Source organism: Kibdelosporangium banguiense (assembly GCF_017876405.1).
Lineage (GTDB): Bacteria > Actinomycetota > Actinomycetes > Mycobacteriales > Pseudonocardiaceae > Kibdelosporangium > Kibdelosporangium banguiense.
Genome location: NZ_JAGINW010000001.1, coordinates 2,779,694 through 2,805,867 on the forward strand (window position 1 = coordinate 2,779,694; position 26,174 = coordinate 2,805,867).

Here is a 26,174-nt window from a genome sequence, read left to right on the forward strand (position 1 = left end):
AAGCTGCCACCGCCGAGACGGACCAAAAGGACCATGTGGTCACATCGAGAGGCGGACACGTAGTCTGAAGGTGTGCCGACGCTTGCCGGATATATCGTTACGGTCATCAACTGGGCGGCGCTCCCGGTTGGTGTCTTCGCGTTTGTGCATGCGTTGTTGCAGCGTGCGGACGCGTTCACGGCCATAGACCGGATGACCAAGCCCGCCTGGCTGGGTATCACCGGTGGTGGGACGGCCGCGCTGCTGATCTTCTCGTTCGCCAACTACACGATGATGTTCTGGATCGCCGGGCTGGTCGCGGTGCTGGTCTACATCGTGGATGTGCGGCCGAAACTGATTGAGGTCCAGCGCGGTAACAGGTGGTGATGTGGCGCGCGTACGGCCGGGGCACGCCTGTCACGCTGGTTGTCCCAGGTCTTGCCGCCACGCCTGGTGAAGCGCGTATCCCGGCTTCGGGGCTGCCCGGGACCAGGGTTGTGGTGACGCTTCCGTCACATGGGGATGAGCCTGACGTGCCGAAGAACTACTGGCGGTACGCGACGATCGCCGACGATGTGCTGCGTGTGGCCGATGAGGTGAAAGCGCAGGGTGCGATCGGGGTTTCGCTGGGTGCGGGCGCGCTGACCAGGATTGCCGCCGAGCGTCCGGACCGGTTCGGGAAGCTCGCGTTGATGCTTCCGGCTGTGCTGGACCAGCCGAGGTCTGCCGAGGTGCGGGAGCAGCTGCGCAGGACCAGCCCGCAGGACATAGCCAAGACGTTGCCGGCAGGTTATGCGCTCGGTGATTACGTCGAAGCCCGGTCGAAGGCCCTGCGCCGCCTCCCGGAAGCGATCGACGAGCTCGCCGGCGCGTATCCGATCGAAGACCGCCGGGCCCTGAAGGAAGTCTCCGCCGACGTGCTCGTGATCGGTGCGACCGGCGACCCGCTGCACCCCGCGGAGATCGCCCGGCAGACCGCCGAGGCCTTCAAGGACGCCCGGCTGGAGATCTTCGACTTGTCCGCGCCCATGATCACCCACCGCACCGAGCTGCGGAGGGTGCTGGGGAACCTGTTCGGCTAGCCTGGCGGCGTGACTTGGACTATCGCGGGTTCCCTCCAGGTGGAGAACGCGACTGACCGGCCGGACCTGCTCGCCGCACCGGTCGCCGCCGCACTGAGGCGGACGCCCGACGCAAGCCGGATCGGGATCGCGGAGATCGACCCCACCCTGGCTGACACCGCCGAGTTCTGTGCCGCGTACGGCTCGCCCCTGGAAGCGTCCGCCAACTGCGTGGTGGTCGCGGGCAAGCGCGCAGGTGAGGAACGGTTCGCCGCGTGTCTCGTGCTGGCCACGACCCGTGCCGATGTGAACGGCGTCGTGCGGCGCAGGCTGGACGTGCGCAAAGCCTCGTTCGCGCCGACGGACACCGCGGTCGAACTGACCGGCATGGAGTACGGCGGCATCACCCCGGTCGGCCTGCCCGACGGCTGGCCGTTGCTGATCGACCAGGCCGTGGCCAACGCCCCAGAACTGATCATCGGCAGCGGTATCCGCGGCAGCAAGCTGCTGATTCCCGGTGAGGTACTGGTCAAGCTCGCGGGCGCGGAAGTGATCGACGGTCTAGGTCGTTGACGCGTAGGTCCTGAGCAGTGCGACGGCTTCGTCGACGTCGTCGGTGACGCTGATCCACTGTTCGGCGTCCCGGCCGCGTGCCAGTTGCTGCACCAGTGGTGCCGCGGGTACGTCGTTGGTCCAGAAGTCCTTGCCGAGGAACACCATGGGTGCGGCCGGGCCCACCGACGAGTAGTGGTTCTGGGCGTAGTCCTGGAAGACTTCCTGGACTGTGCCCGCGCTGCCAGGCGTGTAGACGACTCCGCCGGTGGCCACTGTGAGCAGGCCGTCCTCTCGCACGGAGTTGGCGAAGTACTTGGCGTGCAACGAGCATGCCGGGTTGGGCGGCTCGTGGCCGTAGAACCAGGTCGGGATCCCGATGGTCTGCGGGAGCTCCGAGGCCGGGAACGCGGGCCGGAGCCCGGCGGCGAGCCATCTGCCGATGTCGTCGGCGCCTGCCCCGAATCGAGGTGCGCACGCCACGTCACGGATGATCTCGTCGATGTGATCCGGCATCCGGACGCCATAGGGCACGGCTTCCATCGCGCCTGGTCCGCCGCCGGTCAGCACCGTGAAACCCGCACGGCCCAGGGCTGCGCCGAGTTCCATCGCGCCTCGGTAGCCCGAGGAATCACGGGCCAGGGCGTGGCCACCCATCACCGCGACTGGTCCCGTGGCGCACCTGGCGAGTGTTTCGGTCAGCGCGGCGGTGACGGAGTGGTCATGCAAACGTTCGGCCAAGGCGTACAACGGGTCGGGCTGACGGCCTTGCTGCTTGCTGTGCCGGTAGATCCGGGCGTCCGGGGTGTCCGCATAGGACTCAGGGCGGGCTGGGTCGAAGCCGGCGAACAACTCGTCGGTCGAGTACAGGTGCGTGCGGTACACCTGGTACGGCAGGTCCGGGATCGCCGGGAACAGCAACGCCCCGGCGGCTTCGGCCCGGCTGCGTGACTTGCTGCTCAGCTCGCAGCCCAGCAGCACGGCGCCGTCGAGTGCGGTGCGGAGGAGATCGTCTTCCTGGGTCAGGTCGAGCCTGGTCAGAACGGTGTTACGCAGGTCTTTGCCGGCTTCGCGGTGTGCCCGCAACGCCGCGAGGTCGGTGATCTCCGTCCGCATTGCCGCAGCCTAGCGGGATCGTTCTCCGGTAGGCCCCGTATCCGGCCGATTCCACTTCATGGACCGGAGAATTTGTGGAACTGCCCGTCCGGGCCGAGGGCGATCACTCCCCGGCCCATTGGGGCAGGCTGGTCGAATACCTGTCCGCCCAGGTCACGCCAGCCGTTTCCGGAGTTCACCGCAAGCCCGCCCGCGGCGGTCCGCGCGAATATGGATCCGTCCGCGGCGACTGTCGGATTGCCCGATCCGGGCAGGCCGGCGAGCACTTTGATCTGCCCGTTGGTGATGACCTCGATGTCCCCGGTCTCGGTCCGGTAGGCGACTACTGGGCCGTTCACCGTCATCGCCGCCGCCGGTGGCCCGGCCGGCTTGCCGGACTTGAATTCCGCGTCCTGGAATCCGGCCCGCCACCGGATCACCTTGTCTCTTGTCGAGGCGTAGACGCTGTCTCCGGCGACCGCGAGGCCGTCCTGGATGTCGCTGCCGCCGATGTCGTTCCACTTTCGACCATCCCAGCGGCTCAGCCCGCCACGGCCGTTCTTCACGTACACCGCTTCGGTTGTGGCGACGGGAGAACCTGTCTGGGAGGGGTCGCCGGGTGTGTTCTGCCCGGGATTGCCCAGAGAGACCCAGGATCCGTTCACCAGTGTGACGATGTCGTTGTCCGGCAAGCGCTTGCCTACGACCTGGCCACCCGTGACCGAGACCGCGGGAGCCAAGCGCCCACCCGCCCATGGCAATGCGTGCCAGGCTGAATCCCAGTAGAAAAGCCTGCCTTTGAAAACGACATAGGCCTTGTCGTCCGCGGTCCATGTCGAACCGCGCGGAAAACGCCGGTACATCCGTGGCAGCCAGCCATTGTAGGGATGTCCCATGCTGACATCGGAATCGTGCGGGACATAGGCGGAAAAGAAGTCGTTCTTGTCCTTCTGGTCGGCCGGGCTGAGATTCACCGGCTCCTCGGCGACGTTGTAGTCCCGGTAATTCTCCAGGACGAAGCGAGGGCCGAGATAACGCTGAGAGGCCTCTTCGGTGAATCGCGCGGCCATGATGTGGTCCGGGTGGTCGTGAAATCCCGGCCAGTCCTTGGCGTAGCGTTTGTCCGGATCGGGATCCTGGGCCCGAACGACGGTCGGCTGGAAACGGTCGAAAAGTTTGACAAGCAGTTCGACGACGTCCTCGTGCGTGTAGAAGTAAGGCCGGGTGACGACTCCGCCGGTCGGGACCAGTGTCCGGACTCGGAGGTTGTCCCGGTCGTCGCGCCACAGCCGCACCAGCGCCGCCCGGCCGCCGGCCGCCCGCGGGTCGTTGTTCTCCGGCAGGTTCACGAAAACTACTTTGACCTGCGGACGAGCTCGCAGTGTGTACAACTCCACGGCGTGCCTGGCGTCGACATCGAGCCGGGAGGCGTCCCACTCGTCCGGCACACCGGCCATCCGTGCGTAGGCGGCGCGCGTCCCGGCCTGGCGGCGCGCCGCGTAGGCCTCCGCGTCGGCTTTGTCCGTCTCGCCTGCGGTCAGGTAGACGCCGGTAGTCGCCTGACCAGCGCGGATCCCGCTGGCCAGGTCCGGATTCATGAAGATCACGTCGTCGTCGGCGTGCGCGACCACCTGGACATAACGGACACCCTCGGCCGGCTGCCGTTCGGGCACGGCCCCGCACCCGACGAGAACGGCAGCGACGACGAGCGCGATGAAGTAGCGAACGCCCATGCGTTTCGAAGGTAGCGGGAAAATCCAGGCGCAACTTTCCGGGGCCCACCGGCGTCTTAGGAGTGTGGGCGGATTTCCGGTGCTGGGGGAACGGATGCGACTGTCGGTGGTGGTGCCATGCTTCAACGAGGAAAACGGCCTCGCGAGCCTGCATGAAGTGCTGGCGGACGTGTTGCCCTCGGTGGCGCCGGATTTCGAGATCCTGCTGGTCGACGACGGCAGCACCGACGGCACGCTGGCGAAAATGCGAGCGCTGGCCGCGTCGGATCCGCGTGTCCGCTTCGTGGCGCTGAGCCGTAACTTCGGCAAGGAATCGGCCATGCTGGCCGGGCTTTCCGAGGCGAAAGGCGATGCGGTCGCCATTATGGACGCCGATCTGCAGCATCCGCCGGAGCTGCTGCGCCGGATGATCGGCCTGCTGGAAACCGGCTACGACCAGGTGGTCGCCCGCCGGGACCGCAAGGGCGACGGCCGGATGCGCAGCCTGATCTCCAAGACCTACTACCGGACGATGAATCGCCTGGTCGACGTGCGATTGCGGGACGGCGAAGGCGACTTCCGGGTGCTGACCCGCCGAGCGGTGGACGCCCTGCTGTCGTTGCGGGAGTACAACCGGTTCTCCAAGGGCCTGTTCGCCTGGATCGGGTTCGACACCGCGGTGATCGACTACCAGAACGTCCAGCGGCAGGCCGGCAGTAGCAAGTGGACGTTCGGCAAGCTGCTCAACTACGGCATCGACGGGGTCGTCTCGTTCAACAACCGGCCCCTGCGCCTGGCCATCTACCTGGGGTTGCTCGTCACGCTCCTGGCGTTCGGCTATGCCGGGTACGTGGTCGTCGACGTCCTGGCCAGCGGCGTCGACGCGCCCGGCTACGCCACGCTGATGGTCGGTGTCGCCGGCCTGGGCGGGCTGCAGCTGCTGTTCCTCGGCGTGATGGGCGAGTACGTCGGCCGGATCTACTACGAGTCGAAGCGCCGGCCACATTTCCTGGTCAAAGAGACAAGCGACACACGGGTCTCCGTGGTGGCAGGAGCGGAGCGCGAGTGAACCGGCGCTGGGTCACGCCGTTGGTGCTGTGCGTGTTCGTCGCGCTGGTCGCGCAGATCCCGCTGCTGCATGACCGGTTCTTCTACATCGTCGACGACAGCGCGGCGCAGTTCGTGCCCATGTGGCGGCGAATCGGGGAGCAGCTGCTGAGCGGGCACTTCCCCCTGCTTGACCTGGACTCCTGGGTCGGCGGCAACATCGCCGGGGAGGCCCTGTTCGGGGTGTGGAACCCGGTCAACCTGATCGACTACCTGCTGGTGACCCGGATCGACGACCTCGGGATCGCCGCGGCCGTGGTCAAGACCCAGTTCCTGGTGATCATCGCGCTCGGCGTCTACCTGTTGTGCCGGGAGTACGGCGCGGCGAAGTGGGCCGCCTTCGGGCTGGCGGTCGCGCTGCCGTTCAGCGGGTTCATCCTGTATTTCCAGGCCTCGACCTGGGCCGCCGGGCTGATGACGTTCGCCTGGGTGCCTTACGTCTGGTGGTCGGCGCGCAAGGTGGCGCGCGGGACGCTGCGGCCGGTCTGGGCGTTCGTGTTCGGTGTTCTGTGCGTCACGGCAGGCAATCCGTACGGCATCCTGGCGATCTTGGTGATCTACGTCGCACTGCTCGTGGAGTTCCGCCAGATGCGGCTGGTGCTGGTCGGTATGTCCGTTCTGGCGGTGGCGCCGCTGGTGTTCCTGCCGCTGCTCGGTGCCGCCGCGGTCGGCGCCCGTGGCGGGATGACGCTCTACAACGCCGGCGAGTTCACGCCACGGATCAACGATCTGCTGGCGCTCAGCATGCCGAGCCATCTGCCGCAGATGCGCGTCTTCGACTCGAACGTGAACTGGTTGCTGGTCCCGGCCACGTACTTCGCGTGGTTCGCGGTGCCGGTGCTCGCGTGGCTCGACTGGGGTGTGCTGCGGCAGCGTCGCCGTGAACTGACCGCCGTGTTCGTGATCACGGGTACGTATCTCGTGTTCTGCCTGGCGCCCTCGCACATCTGGATGTTCCGCTGGCCGATCCGCAACATCGAAAACCTCCTGCTCGGCGTGTCCGTGTTGCTCGCCGTGCTGCTGTCGGCAGGGCTGCGGACCGATTTCTTCCGGCGGCGTGCGTTGATCACCGGTGGTGCGCTGCTGGCCGGGATGTACCTGTCGGTCTCGACCTGGCCGAAGTTCTCCCTGCGGCACGCCGTGAGCCTGGTGGTGCTGGTCGCGCTGACGTCGTTGCTGATTCTGGCCGCGCGGCGCGGCAAGGTGCGCTGGCAGGCCATGGTGCTGGCCGGTGGCACCGCGGGTGTGCTGTTGCTGCAGACCACGTGGATGCCGGCCAACTACTCGGTCACGACCGGGTATCCGATTCCGGGTGTGCACTTGCCTTATCAGGGAACGGTCGCGCAAGTCGCCGACGTGAACATCCCGGCCAAGCAAGGAGTGGTGTTCGGCAACGGCTATGCGGCGGCAGGCGTACCCAGCCTTATGGCGTACACCGGGGTCGGCTATGTGAAGTACAGCAAGGCCTTGTGCCAGCAGCATTGGGGCACATGCCGCGAGGGTTACGACAAACTGTTCGCACCCGTTCAGGGCAACCTGTCCATCGCCGATCTGACCAAGGTCGAAACCGTTGTGGTGCAACGCAAGCTCGTCGACCCGGAACCGCGGCCGGGCTGGCACGTCGAATCGCAGACCGACCAGCTCAAGGTCTTCCGCCGCGACACCCCGCTGGCACCCGGCCGGGTCAGTGCGTCGCACGGCGCCACAGTCGATGAGGACATTGTGGACGGAAACCGGGACGAGCGGGTCAGGTACCACCTGTCCGGCGGACGCGCCGAGCTGACGTTCGCGCGGCTGAACTGGCCGGGTTACCGCGCCGAGGTGAACGGCAAGCGGGTACCGGTCCGGGAAGGCCCGGCCGGTGTGATGGTGGTGGATCTGCCCGAGGGCGTCGAGTCCGGTGAGCTGCGGCTTTCCTGGACGCCACCGGGTTTCCTGCTCGGCATCGGCAGCGCGATCGCGGGTCTGGCTCTTGCGCTGGCACTAAGCTGGCGGCGTGAGAAACGTCCGCACTCAGCTGATCCGATACCAGGACCGGACCGGGAAAGTCCACATCGGACTGACCGAGGGCGAGAACATCAAGCCGTTGCCGGGTGAGATCGCCGGCGTCCTGCGGACCCGCGTCGAGGACATGCCGTCGGTGCTCGATCGGTCAGGCCCGGAAATCCCGGCTTCGGACGTGCGCCTGCTGCCGCCCATCGACGGCCGTATGGAGGTATGGGCAGCGGGAGTGACGTACTCCCGCTCCCGAGACGCACGCGTCGAGGAAACCACCGAACGCACTGTCTACGACCGGATCTACGAGGCCGAACGGCCCGAACTGTTCTTCAAGGCGCCGGCTTGGCGCGTGGTCACCGACGGGGAGCCCATCGCGGTCCGCGAGGACTCCGCGATCAACGTCCCCGAACCCGAACTCGGTCTGGTGGTCAACGCCTTCGGTCAGATAGCCGGCTATGTCGTGGTCAACGACGTCAGCTCCCGCTCCATCGAAGGCGACAACCCGCTCTACCTGCCCCAGGCCAAGGTCTACGCGGGCAGCTGCGCCATCTCCGCCGGAATCGTGCCCGCCTGGCTCACCTCGCCGGACGCCCTGGAGATCGCCATGCAGGTCCTGCGCGGCGGCGAGACCGTCTTCGAAGGCCGGACCTCCACCGCGGAATTCCACCGCCCTGCTGCGGGCCTGGTGCCGTATCTCACCGAATGGCTGGAGTTCCCGGACGGTGTGATCCTTTCGACCGGCACCGGGATCGTCCCCGAAATCGACTTCGACCTGCGCCCCGGCGATACGGTCGTGATCAGGATCGCCGATGTCGGCACCCTGGCCAACACTGTGCTCAGCACTCGGGAATGGATCAGCGCGCGGGGCATGTTGCCTGGTACATGAGCATCACTGCCAGGGAGATCAGGCTTGCGTCGCGGCCGGTCGGCGAGCCACGACCGGAGAACTTCGAGCTGGCCGAGATCCAGCTGCCGGAGCTGGAATCAGGCCAGATCCTCGTGCGTAACCAGCGGTTGAGCGTGGATCCGTACATGCGGGGCCGGATGAACGACGTGAAGTCCTACGTGCCGCCGTATCAGGTCGGCAAGGCCATGGACGGTGACGCGGTCGGCGAGGTCGTGCAGTCCACGGTGGCGGATTTCGCCGAAGGCGACACAGTTGTGCACGGCCTGGGCTGGCGTGAGTACGCGGTCGTGGATGCCAAGGACGCCAGGAAGGTCGATCCGGCCGCGGCGCCGCTGAGCTCGTATCTCGGCGTACTGGGCATGCCGGGTATGACCGCGTACATCGGGATCGTGCGGATCGCCGAGGTCAAGGCCGACGACGTCGTCTTCGTCTCCGGTGCCGCGGGGGCAGTGGGGTCGGCCGCGGGCCAGATCGCGCGGCTGCGTGGTGCATCGAAGGTGATCGGCAGTGCCGGCTCGGCTGAGAAAGTCCGGTATCTGAAAGAAGAACTGGGCTTCGACGAGGCCTTCAACTACAAGGACGGCCCGATCGGCGAGCAGCTCGCCAAAGCCGCGCCGGACGGCATCGACGCGTACTTCGACAACGTCGGCGGCGATCACCTGGAAGCCGCGATCGACAACTTCAACAACTACGGCCGGATCGCCATGTGCGGCTCGATCTCGCGCTACAACGCCACTGAACCGCCGCCCGGGCCGCGCAACCTGGGCAAGATCGTCGGTTGGCGGCTGCGGGTGCAGGGCTTCCTCGTGTTCGACCACGACGACCTGATGCCGGACTTCACTCGTGAGGTCGGCGGCTGGGTCCGTTCCGGCGAGGTGAAGTACACCGAGACGATCGTCGAGGGCTTCGAGAACACCCCGCAGGCGTTCATGGACATGCTCGCCGGCGCGAACACCGGCAAGATGGTCGTGAAGCTCTAGAAAACAACAGTCTTGTTGCCGTGCACGAGAACGCGGTTCTCCAGGTGCCAGCGCAGGCCTCGGGCGAGCACGACCTTCTCGATGTCACGGCCTTTGCGGACCATGTCGGGCACGCCGTCGGCGTGCCCGACGCGGATCACGTCCTGCTCGACGATCGGGCCCGCGTCGAGGTCCGCGGTGACGTAGTGGCAGGTCGCGCCGACCAGCTTCACGCCGCGAACGTGCGCCTGGTGATACGGCTTCGCGCCGATGAACGACGGCAGGAAGCTGTGGTGGATGTTCAACGCCCGCCCGGCCCACTCCTGGCACAGCGACGACGGCAGGATCTGCATGAACCTGGCCAGCACGATCGCGTGCGGCTCGTGCTCGGCGACCAGTGAGCGGACCTTCTCGAACGCGGCCTCCTTGTCGTCCTTGGGGAACGGCACGTGGTGGAACGGGATGCCGTGCGCCTGGGTGATGGACGCGAGATCGAGGTGGTTGCCGATCACCGCGCGGATGTCCACGTCCAGCTCGCCGGACGCGACCCGGCCGAGCAGGTCGTAGAGACAGTGCCCTTCCCTGGACACCAGCAGCACGGCGCGGCGGCGCTCGCCAGTGTCAGTCACCGTCCAGTCGCCGCCCAGCTCGGCGGCCACTTCGGCGAACTGGGTGCGTAGCGCGTCGATGCCGAACGGCAGCGAGTCGGCCAGGACCTCCTGGCGGGTGAAGAACCAGCCGGTGTCCTGGTCGGTGTGGTAGGCCGCCTCGACGATCCAGCCACCGGCGTCGGCCAGGAACTGCGAGATCCGGGCGACGATCCCGGTCCGGTCGGGGCAGCCGAAGGTGATCACGTACCGGCGTTCGGGCTGGGTCATCGCGACAGTGTCTCTCAGCCGCCGTGGACAGCCTGAAGCAGCTCGACCCGGCCGCTCGCGATCGCTGTGCTTGGCCGCTTCCACGCCGCCCGGTACACCGCGTCGGCGGTGCCGACCAGGTTGGCGTCGGCGTGCGTGGCGGAGTCCTCGACCGGGCCGTACTTCACCACTCCGCGCTCCGCGTGCAGGACCCAGGCTTTGCCCGCGTCGGCCGCGTGCAGCAGGACTGTGCCTTCGACGGTCACCTCAGGCCGCTTCACCCGGGCCCGGAACTCCGACATCCTGAGCACCTCGTCGATGCCGTCGGCGGCGAACTTCGAGCCGAACATCAGGGTGGGCACCTTCTCCAGCCGGGCGTGTTCGGCGTCCAGCCGGTGGATCGCGGTCTCGTGCGCCTGGCGGCGTGCCCACCAGCCGGCCGACGCCAGCTCGGGGACGAATCCCCATACCTGCTTGGCCGGGTCCGCGGCGGCCAGCCGGGCCAGCAGCGTGGTCCGCTGCTCGTCCCACCACGCCAGCAGCTCGGTCCAGTCCTCCGGCGGCGTGGCCCGCGCCGGCCGGTCGTCGATCGACCTGGTCAACGCCTCACCGGCCATGTTGTGCACGACCGCCATGTGGCCGACCAGGTCCTTGACCGTCCATTCCGGACACGTCGGCACCGGTGCGGACGGCCCGGCGGCCACCACCGCCTGCCGCATCGCTTCGGCCTGCTCGACGATGTGTGCGAGAAAAGTCTCGTGATCCACTCAGTCGAGCCTAGTGGTTGCCACCGCGTCCCACGAGAGGGTTACTTCGCCGAGCCGCCACCGGCGCCTGGTGTCCAGTACGGGCCAATCATTTGCAGCCAGCCGCCGCACGGTCTCCACCCAACGGGCCCGTGGGCCGAACGGGCTCATCGGCGCGGCCGCGGCCCAGTGCGCGTCCATCGCGGTGAGCAGATCGTGGACCCGTTCGCCCGCGACGTTGTGGTGGATCAAGGACTTGGGCAGCCGTTCGGCCAAATCGGACGGTTGGGATATGTCGGATGGCAAGCACGCCAACGTGAACGTCTGTGGCCCGTCGTGGGTCAGCGTCACCCAGCAGCAGCGCCGGCCGATCTCGTCACACGTTCCCTCGACGAGCAGACCACCTGGAGCGACGCGGGACAGCATCGTCGTCCATGCTGCCGCGGCATCCTCCTCTGTGTACTGACGCAACACATTGAAAGCACGCAGCACCATCGGCCGCGCACCGGCGAGCTCGAAACCACCACGGCGAAACTCCAGCCAGGGCGGGTCGGTCGCGGGTTTGGCCGCCTCGACGCGTTCCGGATCCAGCTCCAAGCCGAGAACGCGGACGTCTTTGCGGACCGCGCGCAGCCGGTGTGCGAGCTCGACAGTGGTCACTGGCGACGAGCCGTATCCCAGGTCGACTACGAGTGGGTCGGCCGCGTCCCGCAATACCGAGGCCACCCAAGGCGTCCCGGCGATCCACCGGTCCACTTTGCGCAGCCGGTTCGGGTTGGTGGTGCCCCGGGTGGGTACCCCCAGCGCACGGGCCCGGCCGGCCGCTAGCCGCGGTGTGCGAGCCATTTCTCGGTGAACGTGGCCTCGTTGGCCAGCAGCTTGACCACCTGCTCGCCGATCGACTTCTCGATTTTCCCGCCGACGAGCGGAATGCTCACCTTGACCTCGAGCGAGGTCACCCATTCGGAGCCACCATCCGCGGCGTCCATGTCGGACAGCCGCATCGTGCCGTTGATCTCACCGGGAACCCCGTGCACGCTCGCCTTGACCGTGCCGGTCTGATCCGGCCGCCAGGTCTCAGTCCGGTGAACGACCAGGTCGCCCTTCAGCAGGGTTCGGACAGCTGAGGGAAGATGTTCGGCGGCAAGCCCCTGGCGTAGCCGATACGTCACCGTGCCTGCCGACTCCGTGCGGTCTTCGACAGCCGCGTTTGTGCCGCCCAGAGCCTCGAGCCGGTCGGTCAGGAACGCCGGATCGACGATCGCGGCGTAGACGGCGTCGGCCGGCGTGGCGAACCTCGCCCGGTGCTCCATACGGCTAGGCATGAACCGGAGGTTACCGTTGACGCCTGTGACGACCTCGCGTCCCGGCCTTGACATCCGCTCGGCGATACCGCTGAGCGGCTACACGACCCTGCGACTCGGCGGGCCGGCGACCACTTTTGTCGAAGCGAGAACCGCCCGCGAAGTGATCGACGCGGTCCGCGCGGCCGACTCGGCGGGCGAACCGCTGCTGGTGCTCGGCGGCGGCTCGAACGTGCTGGTGGCCGACGAAGGCTTCGAAGGCACGGTCGTGCACATCGCCAGCAAGGGCGTGGGCATGGACTGCACGGCCGCGGGCTCGGTCCAGCTGACCGCGGAGGCCGGCGAGAACTGGGACGCGGTCGTCGCCCAGACCGTCTCAGCCGGACTGGGCGGAATCGAGTGCCTGTCGGGCATTCCCGGTCTGGTCGGTGCGACGCCGGTGCAGAACGTCGGCGCGTACGGCGTCGAGGTCGCGGAGGTGCTCGTCTCGGTCGACCTGCTCGACCGGGCCAGCGGCGAAGTGCGCACGCTCACAGCCGACCAGCTCGGCTTGGCGTACCGCACCAGTGTGTTGAAGGGCACAGACCGCGCTGTCGTGCTGCGGGTGCGTTTCCAGCTGGCCGACAGCGGTCTCTCCGCGCCCATCCGATACGCCGAGCTCGCGAACACTCTCGGCGTCGCGCCCGGCGAACGCGTGCCGGTCGACCGGGTCCGACAGTCCGTGCTGGACCTGCGGCGAGGCAAGGGAATGGTGCTCGACGACGACGATCACGACACCTGGAGCGCGGGCTCGTTCTTCACCAACCCGGTGCTGCCGCTCGACCAACTCGACGAGACCCTGGCCAGGATCGTGGCCCACGTCGGGCCGGACGTGAAGATCCCGCAGTACCCCGCCGAGGGCGGCGGCAAGCTCTCAGCGGCATGGCTGATCGAGCGTGCGGGCTTCCAGAAGGGGTACCCGGGTCCTGGCGAACGCGTGGCCCTGTCGCACAGCCACACGTTGGCGCTGACCAACCGGGGAGAAGCGACCACAGCGGACCTGTTGTCACTGGCACGAGAGGTCCGTGACGGGGTACACAGGGTGTTCGGGGTCGAACTGGTGGCCGAGCCGGTCCTGGTGGGCTGTGCTCTGTGAGCAGGATCACATTAGGTGCACCGGGGGCCTTTTTGTGCGTCTTTACCTGTAGATGGCTGCGATAGACGGAGGTTGACGTGGGAGCAGGACGAAGAACGGTTCTAGGTGCGTTCCTGCTTTCGAGCGTCCTCGTCATCGCCGGGTGCTCCTCCTCGGAGCCCGGCACCCCGAACGCCGCAGGTGAGGCACCCAAGGAAGGCGAGGTCGCGGCCAAGGCGAAGATCGTCGCCGACCCGGCCGCCGACGCCAAGGACGTCGAGGTCCTCAAGCCGATCAAGATCTCGGTGACCGAGGGCGAGCTGACCGAGGCCGCCGTCACCAACCCCGAAGGCAAGAAGGTCGAAGGCGTCATCGCGCCCGACAAGCTGAGCTGGACCAACTCCGAGCGCCTCGGGTACGGCAAGACCTACACCTACGCCGCCAAGGCCAAGGGCAGCGACAACAAGGAAGTCGAGCTCAAGGGCAGCTTCACCACGATGACCCCGGCCAAGCAGATGCGGGCCACGGTCAACCCGGTCGACAACGCCACGGTCGGCGTGGGCATGCCGGTGAGCGTGAAGTTCGAGGCCGCCCCCAAGGACAAGGCCGCCGCCGAGAAGGCGCTGAAGATCGAGACGACGCCCAAGGTCGAGGGCGCGTGGGCGTGGATCTCCGCGACCCAGGTGGACTGGCGGCCCAAGGAGTACTGGCCGGCCGGCACCAAGGTCAACGTCGCGGCCAACCTCTACGGCGTCAACTACGGCAACGGCTACGGCAAGGCCGACGTGACCAGCAAGTTCACCATCGGCCGCAATCAGGTGCTGAAGGTCCACACGCCTGACCACAACCTCAAGGTGTACCGCGACGGCGCGGTCACCGCGACCTACCCGTCCAGCAATGGCAAGGACGGCGACCCCGAGCTGAACACGCCCAACGGCACGGTCATCGTGATGACCAAGGAGCCGATCGGCGACTTCTCCAACCCGAAGTACGGCTACACGAACGTCAAGAAGAAGTGGTCGCTGCGGATCTCCAACCACGGTGAGTACCTGCACGAGAACATGGAGAACGCCGCCAACATCGGCAAGGCGAACACGTCACACGGTTGTGTGAACCTGCTGGAGAACGACGCCAAGGCGCTGTTCGACTCCGCGCTGATCGGCGACCCGGTCGAGGTCACCGGTTCCAAGTCCAGCTTCCCCACCACGTCGGACGTCAATGATTGGCTGTTCTCGTGGGACAAGTGGAAGACGATGTCAGCGATCAAGTGACGCTTCACCAGGTCACCGGGGGAAACGGTGTCCGCTTGGCCGTGCGTACGGCCGGGCCCGCCGGGGCTCCGGCGATAGTGCTGCTGCACGGCTGGGCGCAGTCCGGCGCAGCGTTCTCCGCGCAGCTGGGCGACCCGAAACTGACCGAGAAGTACCAGGTCGTAGCGCCTGACCTGCGTGGACACGGCGCCTCGGATGTGCCGGACGTCACCGGCGGCTACGACGACTCCGAAGCCTGGGCAGACGACGTTGCGGCTGTGCTCGACCTCGTCGGCAAACCGGCGGTGCTTCTCGGCTGGTCGTACGGCGGAGCCGTGATCACGGACTACCTGCGGGCCTACGGCGACCAGGACCTGGCCGGGATCGTGTTCGCCGCGGCGGCCACGGAGGTCGGCCGTGGTCGGCCGGGAGCGCAGCCGGGCAGCGCGATGATCTCGGTGATGCCGTACGTCAACCTCGAGGATCTGGACTCGGCCACCCGCGGGTTCACCGAGTTCGTCCGGGGCATGTCGGAGATCCATCTGCCCGGGGAGATCACTCAGCGGATCGTCGGGGACTCGCTGCGGGTGCCGTGGCAGGTCCGTCGCGCCCTGCTCAGACGCACTCTGGACAGCTCAGGCGTGCTCGCGTCGATCACCGTGCCGACCCTGGTGGTGCATGGACGGTTGGACGCTGTCGTCGATCCGGCTGTGGCGGAGTACACCCATGGGAAGATTTCCGGTGCTGAATTGCGTTGGTTCTCCAAGACAGGGCATATGCCCTTCGCCGAACGCACCGAGGAGTTCGACGACATGCTGCTGGAGTTCGCCGGCCGGGTCCTGACCAGGGAGGCCCAAGAGTGACGGTCTGGCTTCGGCCGCCGCGCCGGGTCGCGTTGCTCTCAGTGCACACATCGCCGCTGGAGCAGCCGGGAACCGGCGACGCGGGCGGTATGAACGTGTACATCGCACAGACAGCGACCCGGATGGCCGAGCGCGGCATCGAGGTCGACGTGTTCACCCGGGCGACCTCGTCCGAGCTGCCCCCGGTCGAGGAGCTGGCCCCGGGTGTGCTCGTCCGGCATGTGGAGGCGGGCCCGTTCGAGGTGCTCGACCGCAACGAGTTACCCGCCCAGCTGTGCGCGTTCACCGCGAGCGTGCTGCGTACCGAGGCCAACAACGAGCCCGGTTTCTACGATCTGGTGCATTCGCACTATTGGCTGTCCGGGCAGGTCGGCTGGCTCGCCCGGGACCGTTGGGGCGTGCCGCTCGTGCACACCGCGCACACGTTGGCCAAGGTCAAGAACGCAGCGCTGGCGGAGGGCGACACCCCGGAGCCGCGCACGCGGGAGATCGGCGAGCAGCAGGTCGTCGACCAGGCCGACAGCCTGGTGGCCAACACCGAGATGGAAGCCGGTGACCTGCTCGGCCGGTACGACGCCGACCCGGACAAGGTGTTCACGGTGTTCCCCGGAGTGGACTTGGAACAGTTCACGCCCGGCTCCCAGCTCGCCGCGCGTTCATCGTTGGGTATCGCGCCGGACGCGACGGTGTACGCCTTCGTGGGCCGGATTCAACCGCTCAAAGCGCCGGACGTGTTGCTCTACGCGGCCGCTGAACTGCTGGCACGCGGTGGGATCGACCGCTCGAAACTGGTCGTGTTGATCGTTGGCGGCCCCTCCGGCACTGGGCTGGAGCAGCCACGCGCGTTGCAGGAACTGGCCGTCAGCCTGGGCATCGCGGATGTCGTGAGGTTCCTGCAACCGTTGCCCGGTCCGGCTTTGGCCGAGGTGTACCGCGCGGCGGATGTTGTCGTCGTGCCGAGCCACAACGAGTCGTTCGGGCTTGTCGCGCTTGAGGCGCAGGCCTGTGGGACGCCTGTCGCAGCAACGGATGTCGGCGGGTTGCGGGTTGTTGTCGATGACGGCGTTTCCGGTCTGTTGGTGCCCGGCCACTCGCGGGAGCTGTGGGCGGATGCGTTGACCCGTTTGAACAGTCAGGACTTACGCGACCGGCTCTCGCGGGGCGCGGTCAGGCACGCGCGGGGTTTCTCCTGGGATCGCACCACCGACGAGCTGGTCGGCGCCTACATGCGGGCTGCGGTAGCGTTCCGGGAGGTGCACGAGCGAACGGAGGTGGCCTCTTGACCGAACTGGACGCGATCATCAAGTCCACTTTGGACGATCGGGAGATCGCCTACGACCGCAAGGAACCCGGCCGGTTCTTCGTCACCCTGCCGGGCACCAAGAAGCTGCAGACCAACTGCTGGCTGCTGGTCGGCGAACACGCCCTGGTGATCGAGGCGTTCGTCTGCCGCCGTCCTGATGAGGCACACGAGCAGGTCTACCGCTTTCTCTTGCAGCGCAACGCAAAACTCTACGGAGTGCACTACACGATCGACTCGGTCGGCGACATCTACCTACTCGGCAGGGTAGGCCTGCATGCGGTGACCGCGGATGAACTCGATCGTCTGCTCGGTCAGGTTCTGGAAGCGGCGGACGGAGACTTCAACGTCCTGTTGGAAATCGGCTTCGCTTCGTCGATCCGGCGTGAATGGGAATGGCGTACTTCCCGCGGTGAATCACTGGCGAACCTGAAGGCCTTCGAGCACCTGGCGAAGCCGGATGGAGACCAACGAGTATCCGACTCGTAACCGGGTCCCGTACAACGTCATTGCCCCGGTACTCCGTCTGTGGTGCATGAGCAGACGGAAGAGTGGCTTATTTTTCGCCGGGGTGGCGCTGCTTCTGGGGATCGCAGCCTGCAGTTCCAGCGAGACCGGCGGGTCGGCCGCCGCGCCGATGATGCCGAACAACGCGAACGCGGACGCAAGCGGCTCGGGGGCGGCCAAACAGGGCAGTCCGCCTGCCCCGGGCCAACAGCAGGGACAACAGGCGAACGCGCCTGTTCAGGAACGCAAACTCGTCCAGACGGCACGGGTGGATCTGCTGGTCAAGGATCCGTTCGAGGCGATCTCACGGGCCCGTTCGGTGGCCACCGGCACCGGAGGTTTCACCGGGCAGGAGGATTCCAGCGGGGACCGGGCCTCGATCACGCTGCAGATCCCGGCCGACCGGTTCGACTCCGCGATCGAACAGCTGCTCCAGTTGGGCAAACCGACCGCGCAGCACAAACAGGCCACCGATGTGACCGAGCAGGTCGTCGACCTGGACGCGCGGCTGGCGACACAACGGGCAAGCGTCGACAGAATGCGTGCGCTGCTTGGCAAAGCGCAGAGCGTCGGTGAGATCGCGCAGATCGAGAGCGAGCTGACCAAGCGTGAGTCCGATCTGGAATCGTTGCAGGGCAGGCGGGACGCGCTCGGCACCAAGGTCGCACTGTCCACTGTGACGCTTCAGGTGGTCAAGGAGAGCAGCCCGGCGGCCGCACCCGTTGAGGCACGCGGCGGGTTCATCGACGGCCTGGACGACGGCTGGACCGCGTTCGGCGACTTCTGGCGGGTGGCGACGACCGTGCTCGGTGCGTTGCTGCCGTTCCTTGTCGTGGTCGCCATCCCGGCGGGACTGATATTCCACTTCCGCCGCAAGCGCATGTTCAGCAGATGAACTATGTGTCACACAGGACGGCTCGAGCGAGGGGGAGTCGCGTTCCCGAGCCGCCCTGTGTCACAACGGTCCCGCAACACAAACGATGGGGCGGGGGGCACCCCAGCGTCCCCAGCGGGTGCGGCCCGACAGGGGAGACGAGCCGCGGTTGTGCCTCCGGTCAACCGGGGAGTGCGTGGGAGCCGGTTGGCGGAAGCTTTGTCAACTTGGCAGACTCCCGGGGCTACTTCAAGCCTGGCCGTTACCCCATTCGGGTTTTAACCGTGAAAATCAGTAACAGTTCTATTTCGGACTCCGGTACTTAGTCAACCGGGGGTGGGTGTCTGCTCTGAAAGGCCTTGTCTGCCTGGCCTGTTCGGGTGAAACCCGGAGGATCTGGCAGGCTCTGCGGTATGGCTGTCGGAACCCTGGTGTTGCTCCGCCACGGCGAGAGCGTGTGGAACGCAGAGAACCTGTTCACCGGATGGGTGGATGTCCCCCTGTCCGAGAAAGGCGTCCGTGAGGCGACCCGCGGTGGCGAGTTGCTGCGGGACGCCGGGATCCTGCCCGAGGTGCTGCACACCTCGTTGCTGCGGCGCGCGATCACGACCGCGAACCTGGCGCTGGACGTCACCGACCGGCACTGGATCCCGGTCAAGCGCGACTGGCGGCTCAACGAGCGGCACTACGGCGCGTTGCAGGGCAAGAACAAGAAGCAGACCCTTGAGCAGTACGGCGAGGAGCAGTTCATGCTCTGGCGCCGCTCGTACGACACCCCGCCGCCGCCCATCGAACTGGGCACCGAGTTCAGTCAGGACAGTGATCCTCGTTACGCCGGAATCGATGTTCCGCGCACCGAGTGCCTGAAGGACGTCGTCGCCCGGATGCTGCCGTACTGGGACGAGGCGATCGTCCCGGACCTGCGCGAGGGCAGGACCGTTCTCGTCGCCGCGCACGGCAACTCCCTGCGTGCGCTGGTCAAGCACCTCGACGGGATCTCCGAGGAAGCGATCGCCGGGCTGAACATCCCCACCGGCATCCCACTGCGCTACGACCTCGACGACGACCTCAGGCCGATCACCCTGGGCGGGACCTACCTCGACCCGGACGCCGCCGCGGACGCGATCAAAGCGGTGGCGAACCAAGGTCGTTGATGGATAGGGTCCGGTCGACGCCATAGAGCGAGTGAGGAGGTGAGGGCCGTGTTCAAGCCACTTGTCGCGCGCTCTCGCCTCATTCCGGCGTTCTGAGTCCCGGGAGCGCACCTTTTCCCGGAAGGACCCCATGACCGAATTGGTCGTGCGCCCGCTCACCGCGGGCGAAGAACATCTCTTTGACACCTACGCCCAGCCCGATGTCGTCGGGTTCGCCGTTTTCGGCCGGACGTACCTCGACTACTTCTCGAAGAACGAGTACCGCCCGGAGTGGACCTGGGTGGCGCTGCGCGGCGACCGTGTCGTCGCACGCGCCGCCTGGTGGGCGGGCCCGGAGGACTCCGAGCCGCTGACTCTCGACTGGCTCGACTTCGAGGACCCCGATGCCGGCGAGGCACTGCTCAAGGCCGCGCCGTTCACGGCCGAGTACTGCCTCGCCCTGCCACCCGGCTGGCGGGACGACCCGATGACCCTGGCCGCGGGAGTGGCCCGGATCGAAGTCGCCCAGCGTGCGGGCATGAAACCCTTGGTGGAGCGGCTGCGCTACACCTGGACACCGGCCGACGGCGTGCCTGAGCGCCCGGGTCGGCTGGAATTCCGCGAGGAGCCCGACGACGAGGTGATCGTCGACGTGCTCAGCCGCATCCAGCAGGGCAGCCTGGACGCCCACAAGGTCGCCGACCTCAAGCGGATGAGTCCGGAGGAAGCGGCCCGCGACGAGCTCAAGGAGCTCTACTGGTACCCGGCACCCCGCGAGTGGTGGAAGCTCGCGTACACCCCGGCCGGGGAGCTCGTCGGAATCACCGTCCCGAGCAAGAACTACGGCGGGCCGGTCGTCGGGTTCATCGGCGTTGTGCCTGATCAGCGTGGCCACGGCTACGCCTACGACCTGCTGGTCGAGTGCACGCACCTGCTCGTGGAGGAAGGCGTGGACGAGATCGTCGCCGAGACCGACGTGACGAACTACCCGATGGCGGCGAACTTCAAGCGTGCCGGTTACCCGATCACCCAGGAACGGGTGTTCCTGGCTTACTAACTAGATGAGGCCCAGCTCCCGGGCCCGGGCTCCGGCCTGGAACCGGGAGCTGGCTCCCAAGGTCTTGCACAGGTCGTCCACGCGCCGCCGGTAGGTCCGTAACGAGATCCCCATGGCTCGTGCGGCGGGCTTGTCGGCGGCGCCTGCGCCGAGCAACTCCAGCATGCGCGGCGCCATCTCGCACAGGTCACCGTAGTCGCGTTCGTAGTCGGCGAGCTCGGTGGACTTGCCCCAGGCGGCGTTGAACAGCGTGAGCATGCCTTCCACGACCGCCGGGATCCACACGACCGTGAAGCTGCCGTCGCCGGCCATGATCGCCACGCGGCGGTCGACGATGATCGTTTCGTTCAGCTCGGTGGTGGTGATCCGCACCTGCCCGCCGGAACTTGCCACATGCCGCGCGTGCTGTGCGCCGGTCGGGTCGAGCAGCACACCAGGCCGGTACAGCTTCAGCACGCGCACGCCCTTGCCCTGCGGCGGGGCCTGGTTGTGCGAGGCCCAGGTACGCACGTCCTTCGCGGTGCACGTGACCTCACGAGCCTTGGCGAAGAGGTGCCATGTGCGCTCGTACAACTCGCGGTGACCGCGAAGCACGACGACTCCAGCACGTGTTTCCATGAGGCTTCTGAGTCTTGTCTCGCCCACCCCACCTCGTCAACGGCGAGCAATTCCCTACCCCGATGGACACGATTGGGTGAACTGGGGTGAACGTGCGAGCGAACATCGGCCGGATCGGTGTCGCGGGGATCACGGAAGGGGGCATCGGACTAGTACGAAGGGCCCCTCACCTGCTTACCATTCGGACGTGACCGCACCGGCCTACCTGGCCTTGTCGATCTGCGTTCTGCTGATCGGCGGCCTTGTCGGTTACCTGATCGGCCGGAGACGCAGCCGTGGCACGGCGCGCCGGCCCGAGGGTCCGACAGTGGCAGATCTGATCCAGCGACTCGTCCTCGACTCCCGCAACGGCATCGTCGTGGTGAATCCGTTCGGCGGAGCCGTGCTCTACAACCCGAGAGCCGCCGAGCTCGGCGTCGTGCACAACAACCGGGTCGACGACCGGGCGCGCAAGGCCGCCGAGACGGTCGTGGAGACCGGCGAGCTCGTGGAGATCGACCTGACTCCCCCGGAGACCCGGGGCCGCCAGCCCGCCGCCGTACGCGCCGAGGTCCGGCCCCTGCTCGACGGCTTCACGGTCGTCGACGCGGCCGATGAGTCCGACGCGGTCCGGCTGGAGGCGACCCGGCGCGACTTCGTGGCCAACGTCAGCCACGAGCTCAAAACCCCGGTCGGCGCGATGGCCCTGCTGGCCGAGGCCGTCCTGGACGCCGCAGACGACGAGGAGCAGGTGCGCCGCTTCGGCGGCAAGATCCTGCGCGAGGCCACCCGGCTGGGCACGTTGGTCACCGAACTGATCGCACTCTCACGTCTGACCGGAGCCGAGAAGCTGCCCGAGCTGAACTCGGTCGAGATCGACGCGGTCGTCCGGGAAGCCCTGGGCCGCGCGACCCTCACCCTGGAGTCGAGCGGCGTGGCGATCGCCACCGACGAACCCAGCGGCCTGCTCGTGGACGGCGACCGCACCCTGCTGGTCACCGCGCTGAGCAACCTGCTGGAGAACGCGGTCGCCTACTCGCCGCCCGGCAGCCCGGTGTCGATCAGCCGCAGGCTGCACGAAGGCCACGTCGAGATCGCCGTGACCGACCGCGGCATCGGCATCGCCGACGAACACCAGCAACGCGTGTTCGAGCGGTTCTACCGGGTGGACAAGGCCCGCTCCCGGGTCACCGGCGGGACCGGCCTGGGCCTTGCGATCGTCAAGCACGTCGCCGCCAACCACGGCGGCGAGGTCAAGCTGTGGAGCAGGCCGGGCACGGGCTCCACGTTCACGCTCCGGATCCCCGTACAGCGGGTGAACGGTGACAAGGTCCTCGCGCGAATCCCCGCGCCGGGCGCAGAGATAGATCATGGAGGAGCGCTGTGACGAGGGTTCTCATTGTCGAGGACGAGGAGTCCTTCGCCGACCCGCTGGCCTTCTTGCTGCGCAAGGAGGGTTTCACCGCGGCCGTGGCCGGCACCGGCCAGCAGGCACTCGAGGAGTTCGACCGCAACGGCGCCGACATAGTCCTGCTGGACCTGATGCTGCCCGGCATGAGCGGCACCGACGTCTGCAAGGCGCTCCGCCAGCGCTCCGCCGTCCCCGTGATCATGGTGACGGCCCGCGACAGCGAGATCGACAAGGTCGTCGGCCTCGAACTCGGCGCGGACGACTACGTGACCAAGCCCTACTCCGCCCGCGAACTCATCGCCCGGGTCCGCGCGGTACTCAGGCGCGGCGGCGAAGGCGGCCCCGAAGGCGAACTCCTGCCCCAGGTCCTGGCCGCCGGCCCGGTCCGGATGGACGTGGAGCGGCACGTGGTGACCGTCGACGGCGCCGAGGTCTCGCTGCCGCTCAAGGAATTCGACCTGCTCGAATACCTGCTCCGCAACGTCGGCCGGGTCCTCACTCGGGGCCAGCTCATCGACCGCGTCTGGGGTGCCGACTACGTGGGCGACACCAAGACCCTCGACGTCCACGTCAAGCGCCTCCGCTCCAAGATCGAACCGGACCCCTCATCTCCACGGCACCTCGTGACCGTCCGAGGCCTGGGCTACAAATTCGAGTCGTGATCATGGTCAGGTTGGGGCGTGACGCGTATGTGCCAGATCGGACGTCCCAACCGCCAGGTAACGTTTCGGTTTATGCGCCTGGGCGTGCTCGATGTCGGATCCAACACCGTCCACCTGCTTGTGGTGGACGCGCACAGGGGTGCCCACCCGCTGCCCGCGCGGTCTGAGAAGACGGTCCTGCGGCTGGCCGAGCGCATCAACAAGGCCGGTGACCTGTCCAAAGTGGGCGCGGACGAACTGGTCCGCACGGTTGCGTCGGCCAAGAGTTCGGCGGCTCAGCTCGGGTGTGAGGAGCTGATGGCGTTCGCCACGTCGGCTGTGCGTGAGGCGAACAATGCCGCGGCCGTGCTGGAGCGTGTCCGCAGTGAGACCGGGGTCGACCTGCAGGTTCTGTCCGGTGAGGACGAAGCGAGCCTGACGTTCCTGGCCACGCGGCGCTGGTATGGGTGGTCGGCTGGGCGGCTGCTTGTGCTGGACATCGGTGGGGGCTCGCTGGAGCTCGCGGTCGGCCGGGATGAGGCGCCTGAGCGGGCCATGTCGGTGCCGCTGGGGGCCGGCCGGTTGACCCGGACCCGGTTCCGCAGTGACCCGCCGACCCGCAACGAGATCGCCGAGACCGCGGGCTGGCTGGAAGACCAGCTTGCGCCGGTGGCCAAGAAGATGCTCAAGTACGGCGAACCCGATCGGGTGGTCGCGACATCCAAGACCTTCCGATCACTAGCCAGGCTGACCGGTGCCGCGCCATCCTCATCCGGACCACAGGTGCGGCGGGTGCTCACCGAGGCCGGTTTGCGCCAGCTGCTCGCGTTCATCTCCCGGATGTCCGCGCACGACCTGGCCGAGCTGGAAGGGGTGAGTGCCAGCCGGGCGCACCAGCTGGTCGCGGGCGCGTTAGTGGCGCAGGCCACGATGCGCGCGCTGGGCCGGCCGGAACTGGAGATCTGCCCGTGGGCGCTGCGCGAAGGCGTGATCCTGCGGCGGCTCGACCAGACCAACGGCACGGTGGGTTCGAAATGACGGGGCTGAGCACTGGACTGTTCGGCCTGCATTGGGCACGGTGGAAGAGATGACTAGAGAGGAAGGGCCGGAGCGCACTCAGCGCACGGTGGCCGAGCTGCTCGCCAAATATGGCAACAGCCCGGATGAGAGCGCGCCCAGAAGGCGGCGCCGCCGTGCGGATGACGCCGAGGAGACCGCTCCACAGGCGATCATCGACCGGGTCCTGTCCGACAGCGGCACCAACCTGCCGCGCATCCCGGCCGACGACCCGCCGCAGCCGCCGCAGGTGCAGGCGCCGACGAGCAGGCACCGTCCGGTGCCGCAGCCGCCGCAGCCCCCGCCACCGGTGACTCCGCCGCCGTCGATCGCGGCCCAGGCCCTGCAGCCGACCCAGCGGCAGATGCCGCCGGTCGCGCCGCCGGAGCGGCAGCGCAGGATGCCCCAGAGCTCCCAGTCGTTGCCGCGGCCGACGCCCCAGCCCAAACCGCAGCCGAGTTCGCAGTGGCCGGCGCCGCCTGCCGAGCCCGGTGGTCTGGCCGCGCGGCTCGACGGCCGGCAGGACAGCCGGACCGATATGCGTGCCGTGCCGGTTGATCAGCCGCCGATGCCGGCCGAAGGCGTCACCGAGCAGATGCCGCGCATCCCGGACGAGCTCTCCCAGCCGGGCAACCGCACGGGCCAGCATCCGGCTCCGCACCGCGTGGCCCGCACGGCGCGTGGCCCGCAGCCGTCGATGCCGTTGCCGCAACCGCCGCCGGCGTACCCGCAGCACGAGCCGGACGAACGCGACAACTACCCCACCGAGTACCACGGGTTCGACCCGGTCGGCGGTGAGGCGACGCAGTACGCCGAGGCGCCCCAGTTCGGTGAGGCAACCCAGTACGCGGAACCGCCGCAGTTCGGCGAGTCGACCCAGTACGTCGAGGGCCTTGAGCGGGAAGAGGACTACGAGGACTCCCGCCGGTCGATGCGCTCGATCGAGGACGAACGGCCGATCGGCGCCGACGACTTCGACGAGGACGAAGACGAGGGCAAGCCGGCCTCCCCGGTCAAGGAATGGCTGTCGATGGCGGGCCAGCTCGCGATCGGCGTGATCGGCGGCGCGGCCCTGTGGCTCGGCTTCAACTGGCTGTGGGGCAAGCTGCCGGCCGCCGCGCTCGGCGTGGCGCTGGTCGTGATCATCGGTCTGGTCTGGGTGGTCCGCAAGATCCGGCGCGCGGACGACCTGCAGACCACGATCCTCACGGTGCTCGTCGGCCTTGTCGTCACGGTGTCCCCAGCGGCCATGTTGTTGCTGAACCGCTAGTGGCCATTCCTGTCGGTCTGTCCACCGCGTCCGTTTGGCCCCAGAACGCGGCCGCCGGTTTCCAGCTGGCCGGTGCGCTGGGGTACGACGGCGTCGAAGTGATGGTCTGGGCCGACCCGATCAGTCAGGACGTGGACGCCCTGCGGCGGTGCGTGCGCAACCACGGCGTGCCGATTCTGGCCATCCACGCGCCCTGTCTGCTCATCACCCAGCGAATCTGGTCCCCGGACCCCGAAGTCCGGCTCCGCCGGTCGGTGGAAGCCGCTTCGGACCTTGGCGCGCCCACTGTCGTGGTGCATCCGCCGTTCCGTTGGCAACGCCGTTACGCCGACAGGTTCACCGAACTCGTCGCGGAGCTGGAGTCCTCCTCCGGGATCGCGATCGCCGTGGAGAACATGTTCCCGGTGAAACCGTTGGGGCGTGGGCGAAGCGTGTCCGCGTTCAAACCGTCGATCGACCCGACCGACGCCGGCCACAGCCACTACACACTCGACCTCTCGCATACCGCCGCGGCGCAGGAGGACGCTGTCGAGCTCGCCAAGCGGATGGGGACGGGCCTGCAGCACCTGCATCTCGCGGACGGCACCGGTGCTCCCCGCGACGAGCACCTGATCCCCGGCCGGGGCGGGCAGCCGTGCGACCAGGTCTGCGAAATGCTGGCGGCCAACGGTTTCACGGGCCAAGTGGTGCTGGAGATCAATACCCGCAACGCCAGGAACCCCGCCGAACGGGCTCGCGACCTGGCCGAGGCACTGCTCTTCGCCCGCCTGCACCTCGACCGCTGAGTTTTGCCCCCAATGCCACATTGGGGGCATGCGATGCCA

At 67.6% G+C, this 26,174-nt stretch carries 27 protein-coding genes; 20 read left to right on the plus strand and 7 right to left on the minus strand.

Translation table 11 applies throughout. The features are described 5' to 3' along the window. The first annotated feature begins 72 nt into the window (after nucleotides 1-72). The 3 genes from JOF56_RS13275 to JOF56_RS13285 are packed head-to-tail and all read left to right on the plus strand — an operon-like array spanning nucleotide 73 to nucleotide 1,613. Nucleotides 73-366, plus strand: a complete 294-nt coding sequence (locus tag JOF56_RS13275) for a DUF2516 family protein (protein WP_209637648.1) — start codon at nucleotides 73-75, stop codon at nucleotides 364-366. Continuing rightward, complete coding sequence (locus tag JOF56_RS13280) at nucleotides 366-1,061, plus strand: alpha/beta fold hydrolase (protein ID WP_209637650.1); 696 nt, start codon at nucleotides 366-368, stop codon at nucleotides 1,059-1,061. The genes JOF56_RS13275 and JOF56_RS13280 overlap by 1 nt, the downstream gene beginning before the upstream one ends. Nucleotides 1,062-1,070: 9 nt before the next feature. Next, nucleotides 1,071-1,613: a YbaK/EbsC family protein gene (locus JOF56_RS13285; RefSeq protein ID WP_209637652.1), complete on the plus strand. Its 543-nt coding sequence runs from the start codon at nucleotides 1,071-1,073 to the stop codon at nucleotides 1,611-1,613. Here the strand turns inward: JOF56_RS13285 and JOF56_RS13290 are convergent. Beyond that, nucleotides 1,602-2,708 (minus strand): SLOG cluster 4 domain-containing protein, encoded by a 1,107-nt coding sequence (locus tag JOF56_RS13290; protein ID WP_209637654.1) that lies wholly within the window; start codon nucleotides 2,706-2,708, stop codon nucleotides 1,602-1,604. The two genes, JOF56_RS13285 and JOF56_RS13290, sit on opposite strands and share 12 nt — an antisense overlap. Nucleotides 2,709-2,764: 56 nt before the next feature. After that, nucleotides 2,765-4,420 (minus strand): PIG-L family deacetylase, encoded by a 1,656-nt coding sequence (locus tag JOF56_RS13295; RefSeq protein WP_209637655.1) that lies wholly within the window; start codon nucleotides 4,418-4,420, stop codon nucleotides 2,765-2,767. A 94-nt stretch (nucleotides 4,421-4,514) separates the two neighbouring features. Here JOF56_RS13295 and JOF56_RS13300 point away from each other — a divergent pair, with 94 nt between their 5' ends. From JOF56_RS13300 to JOF56_RS13315, 4 genes are read left to right on the plus strand one after another with little or no spacing between them, the layout of a single operon-like run. Next, nucleotides 4,515-5,468, plus strand: a complete 954-nt coding sequence (locus JOF56_RS13300) for a glycosyltransferase family 2 protein (RefSeq protein ID WP_209637656.1) — start codon at nucleotides 4,515-4,517, stop codon at nucleotides 5,466-5,468. Next, nucleotides 5,465-7,603 (plus strand): putative glycosyltransferase family protein, encoded by a 2,139-nt coding sequence (locus tag JOF56_RS13305; protein WP_209637658.1) that lies wholly within the window; start codon nucleotides 5,465-5,467, stop codon nucleotides 7,601-7,603. The genes JOF56_RS13300 and JOF56_RS13305 overlap by 4 nt, the downstream gene beginning before the upstream one ends. Continuing rightward, on the plus strand, nucleotides 7,503-8,390 hold the full coding sequence (locus tag JOF56_RS13310; protein WP_209637659.1) for a fumarylacetoacetate hydrolase family protein: 888 nt from the start codon (nucleotides 7,503-7,505) through the stop codon (nucleotides 8,388-8,390). Before JOF56_RS13305 ends, JOF56_RS13310 begins: the two co-directional genes overlap by 101 nt. A gap of 2 nt (nucleotides 8,391-8,392) precedes the next feature. After that, nucleotides 8,393-9,391 (plus strand): NADP-dependent oxidoreductase, encoded by a 999-nt coding sequence (locus JOF56_RS13315; RefSeq protein WP_443667643.1) that lies wholly within the window; start codon nucleotides 8,393-8,395, stop codon nucleotides 9,389-9,391. Here JOF56_RS13315 and purU read toward each other — a convergent pair. From purU to JOF56_RS13335, 4 genes are read right to left on the minus strand one after another with little or no spacing between them, the layout of a single operon-like run. Further along, nucleotides 9,388-10,248: a formyltetrahydrofolate deformylase gene (gene purU, locus JOF56_RS13320; RefSeq protein WP_209637663.1), complete on the minus strand. Its 861-nt coding sequence runs from the start codon at nucleotides 10,246-10,248 to the stop codon at nucleotides 9,388-9,390. The genes JOF56_RS13315 and purU overlap by 4 nt on opposite strands. Nucleotides 10,249-10,262: 14 nt before the next feature. Next, nucleotides 10,263-10,994 (minus strand): maleylpyruvate isomerase family mycothiol-dependent enzyme, encoded by a 732-nt coding sequence (locus JOF56_RS13325; RefSeq protein ID WP_307855081.1) that lies wholly within the window; start codon nucleotides 10,992-10,994, stop codon nucleotides 10,263-10,265. After that, nucleotides 10,995-11,819 (minus strand): class I SAM-dependent methyltransferase, encoded by an 825-nt coding sequence (locus tag JOF56_RS13330; RefSeq protein WP_209637665.1) that lies wholly within the window; start codon nucleotides 11,817-11,819, stop codon nucleotides 10,995-10,997. Then, nucleotides 11,798-12,298 carry a DUF2505 domain-containing protein gene (locus JOF56_RS13335; RefSeq protein WP_209637667.1) on the minus strand — a complete coding sequence of 167 codons (501 nt, stop codon included), beginning with the start codon at nucleotides 12,296-12,298 and terminating at the stop codon, nucleotides 11,798-11,800. Before JOF56_RS13335 ends, JOF56_RS13330 begins: the two co-directional genes overlap by 22 nt. Nucleotides 12,299-12,323: 25 nt before the next feature. Here JOF56_RS13335 and JOF56_RS13340 point away from each other — a divergent pair, with 25 nt between their 5' ends. From JOF56_RS13340 to JOF56_RS13375, 8 genes are all read left to right on the plus strand, one after another. Continuing rightward, nucleotides 12,324-13,412 carry a UDP-N-acetylmuramate dehydrogenase gene (locus JOF56_RS13340; RefSeq protein ID WP_307855082.1) on the plus strand — a complete coding sequence of 363 codons (1,089 nt, stop codon included), beginning with the start codon at nucleotides 12,324-12,326 and terminating at the stop codon, nucleotides 13,410-13,412. A 77-nt stretch (nucleotides 13,413-13,489) separates the two neighbouring features. Beyond that, nucleotides 13,490-14,662: a L,D-transpeptidase gene (locus JOF56_RS13345; protein ID WP_209637671.1), complete on the plus strand. Its 1,173-nt coding sequence runs from the start codon at nucleotides 13,490-13,492 to the stop codon at nucleotides 14,660-14,662. Nucleotides 14,663-14,703: 41 nt separating this feature from the next. Further along, the gene (locus JOF56_RS13350; RefSeq protein ID WP_209648227.1) at nucleotides 14,704-15,504 is read left to right on the plus strand and encodes an alpha/beta fold hydrolase; all 801 of its coding nucleotides are present in this window, start codon (nucleotides 14,704-14,706) and stop codon (nucleotides 15,502-15,504) included. Continuing rightward, nucleotides 15,501-16,787 carry a D-inositol-3-phosphate glycosyltransferase gene (mshA, locus tag JOF56_RS13355; RefSeq protein WP_307855083.1) on the plus strand — a complete coding sequence of 429 codons (1,287 nt, stop codon included), beginning with the start codon at nucleotides 15,501-15,503 and terminating at the stop codon, nucleotides 16,785-16,787. The genes JOF56_RS13350 and mshA overlap by 4 nt, the downstream gene beginning before the upstream one ends. Continuing rightward, entirely contained in the window at nucleotides 16,784-17,293 is a 510-nt protein-coding gene (locus JOF56_RS13360; RefSeq protein ID WP_209637673.1) for a type III secretion system chaperone family protein, read from the plus strand. The genes mshA and JOF56_RS13360 overlap by 4 nt, the downstream gene beginning before the upstream one ends. Before the next feature lie 82 nt (nucleotides 17,294-17,375). Continuing rightward, nucleotides 17,376-18,206 carry a DUF4349 domain-containing protein gene (locus tag JOF56_RS13365; RefSeq protein WP_209637675.1) on the plus strand — a complete coding sequence of 277 codons (831 nt, stop codon included), beginning with the start codon at nucleotides 17,376-17,378 and terminating at the stop codon, nucleotides 18,204-18,206. A 392-nt stretch (nucleotides 18,207-18,598) separates the two neighbouring features. Further along, entirely contained in the window at nucleotides 18,599-19,339 is a 741-nt protein-coding gene (locus JOF56_RS13370; protein WP_209637677.1) for a phosphoglyceromutase, read from the plus strand. 130 nt (nucleotides 19,340-19,469) lie between these two features. Then, nucleotides 19,470-20,375, plus strand: coding sequence for a GNAT family N-acetyltransferase (locus JOF56_RS13375; protein WP_209637679.1), 906 nt, complete (start codon nucleotides 19,470-19,472; stop codon nucleotides 20,373-20,375). Here the strand turns inward: JOF56_RS13375 and JOF56_RS13380 are convergent, their stop codons facing one another. Next, nucleotides 20,376-20,993, minus strand: a complete 618-nt coding sequence (locus JOF56_RS13380) for a helix-turn-helix domain-containing protein (RefSeq protein WP_209637681.1) — start codon at nucleotides 20,991-20,993, stop codon at nucleotides 20,376-20,378. 187 nt (nucleotides 20,994-21,180) lie between these two features. Between JOF56_RS13380 and JOF56_RS13385 the strand changes: the two genes are divergently transcribed. The 5 genes from JOF56_RS13385 (at nucleotide 21,181) to JOF56_RS13405 (ending at nucleotide 26,135) form a co-directional block, all read left to right on the plus strand. After that, nucleotides 21,181-22,359, plus strand: a complete 1,179-nt coding sequence (locus JOF56_RS13385; protein WP_307855084.1) for a sensor histidine kinase — start codon at nucleotides 21,181-21,183, stop codon at nucleotides 22,357-22,359. Continuing rightward, on the plus strand, nucleotides 22,356-23,045 hold the full coding sequence (locus JOF56_RS13390; RefSeq protein WP_042182430.1) for a response regulator: 690 nt from the start codon (nucleotides 22,356-22,358) through the stop codon (nucleotides 23,043-23,045). The genes JOF56_RS13385 and JOF56_RS13390 overlap by 4 nt, the downstream gene beginning before the upstream one ends. 72 nt (nucleotides 23,046-23,117) lie before the next feature. Further along, nucleotides 23,118-24,062: a Ppx/GppA family phosphatase gene (locus tag JOF56_RS13395; protein WP_209637685.1), complete on the plus strand. Its 945-nt coding sequence runs from the start codon at nucleotides 23,118-23,120 to the stop codon at nucleotides 24,060-24,062. A 49-nt stretch (nucleotides 24,063-24,111) separates the two neighbouring features. After that, nucleotides 24,112-25,350, plus strand: coding sequence for an Rv0497 family membrane protein (locus JOF56_RS13400; protein WP_209637687.1), 1,239 nt, complete (start codon nucleotides 24,112-24,114; stop codon nucleotides 25,348-25,350). Beyond that, a complete protein-coding gene (locus tag JOF56_RS13405) occupies nucleotides 25,350-26,135 on the plus strand; it encodes a sugar phosphate isomerase/epimerase family protein (protein WP_209637689.1) in 786 nt (261 codons plus the stop codon). The genes JOF56_RS13400 and JOF56_RS13405 overlap by 1 nt, the downstream gene beginning before the upstream one ends. Nucleotides 26,136-26,174 lie beyond the last annotated feature (39 nt).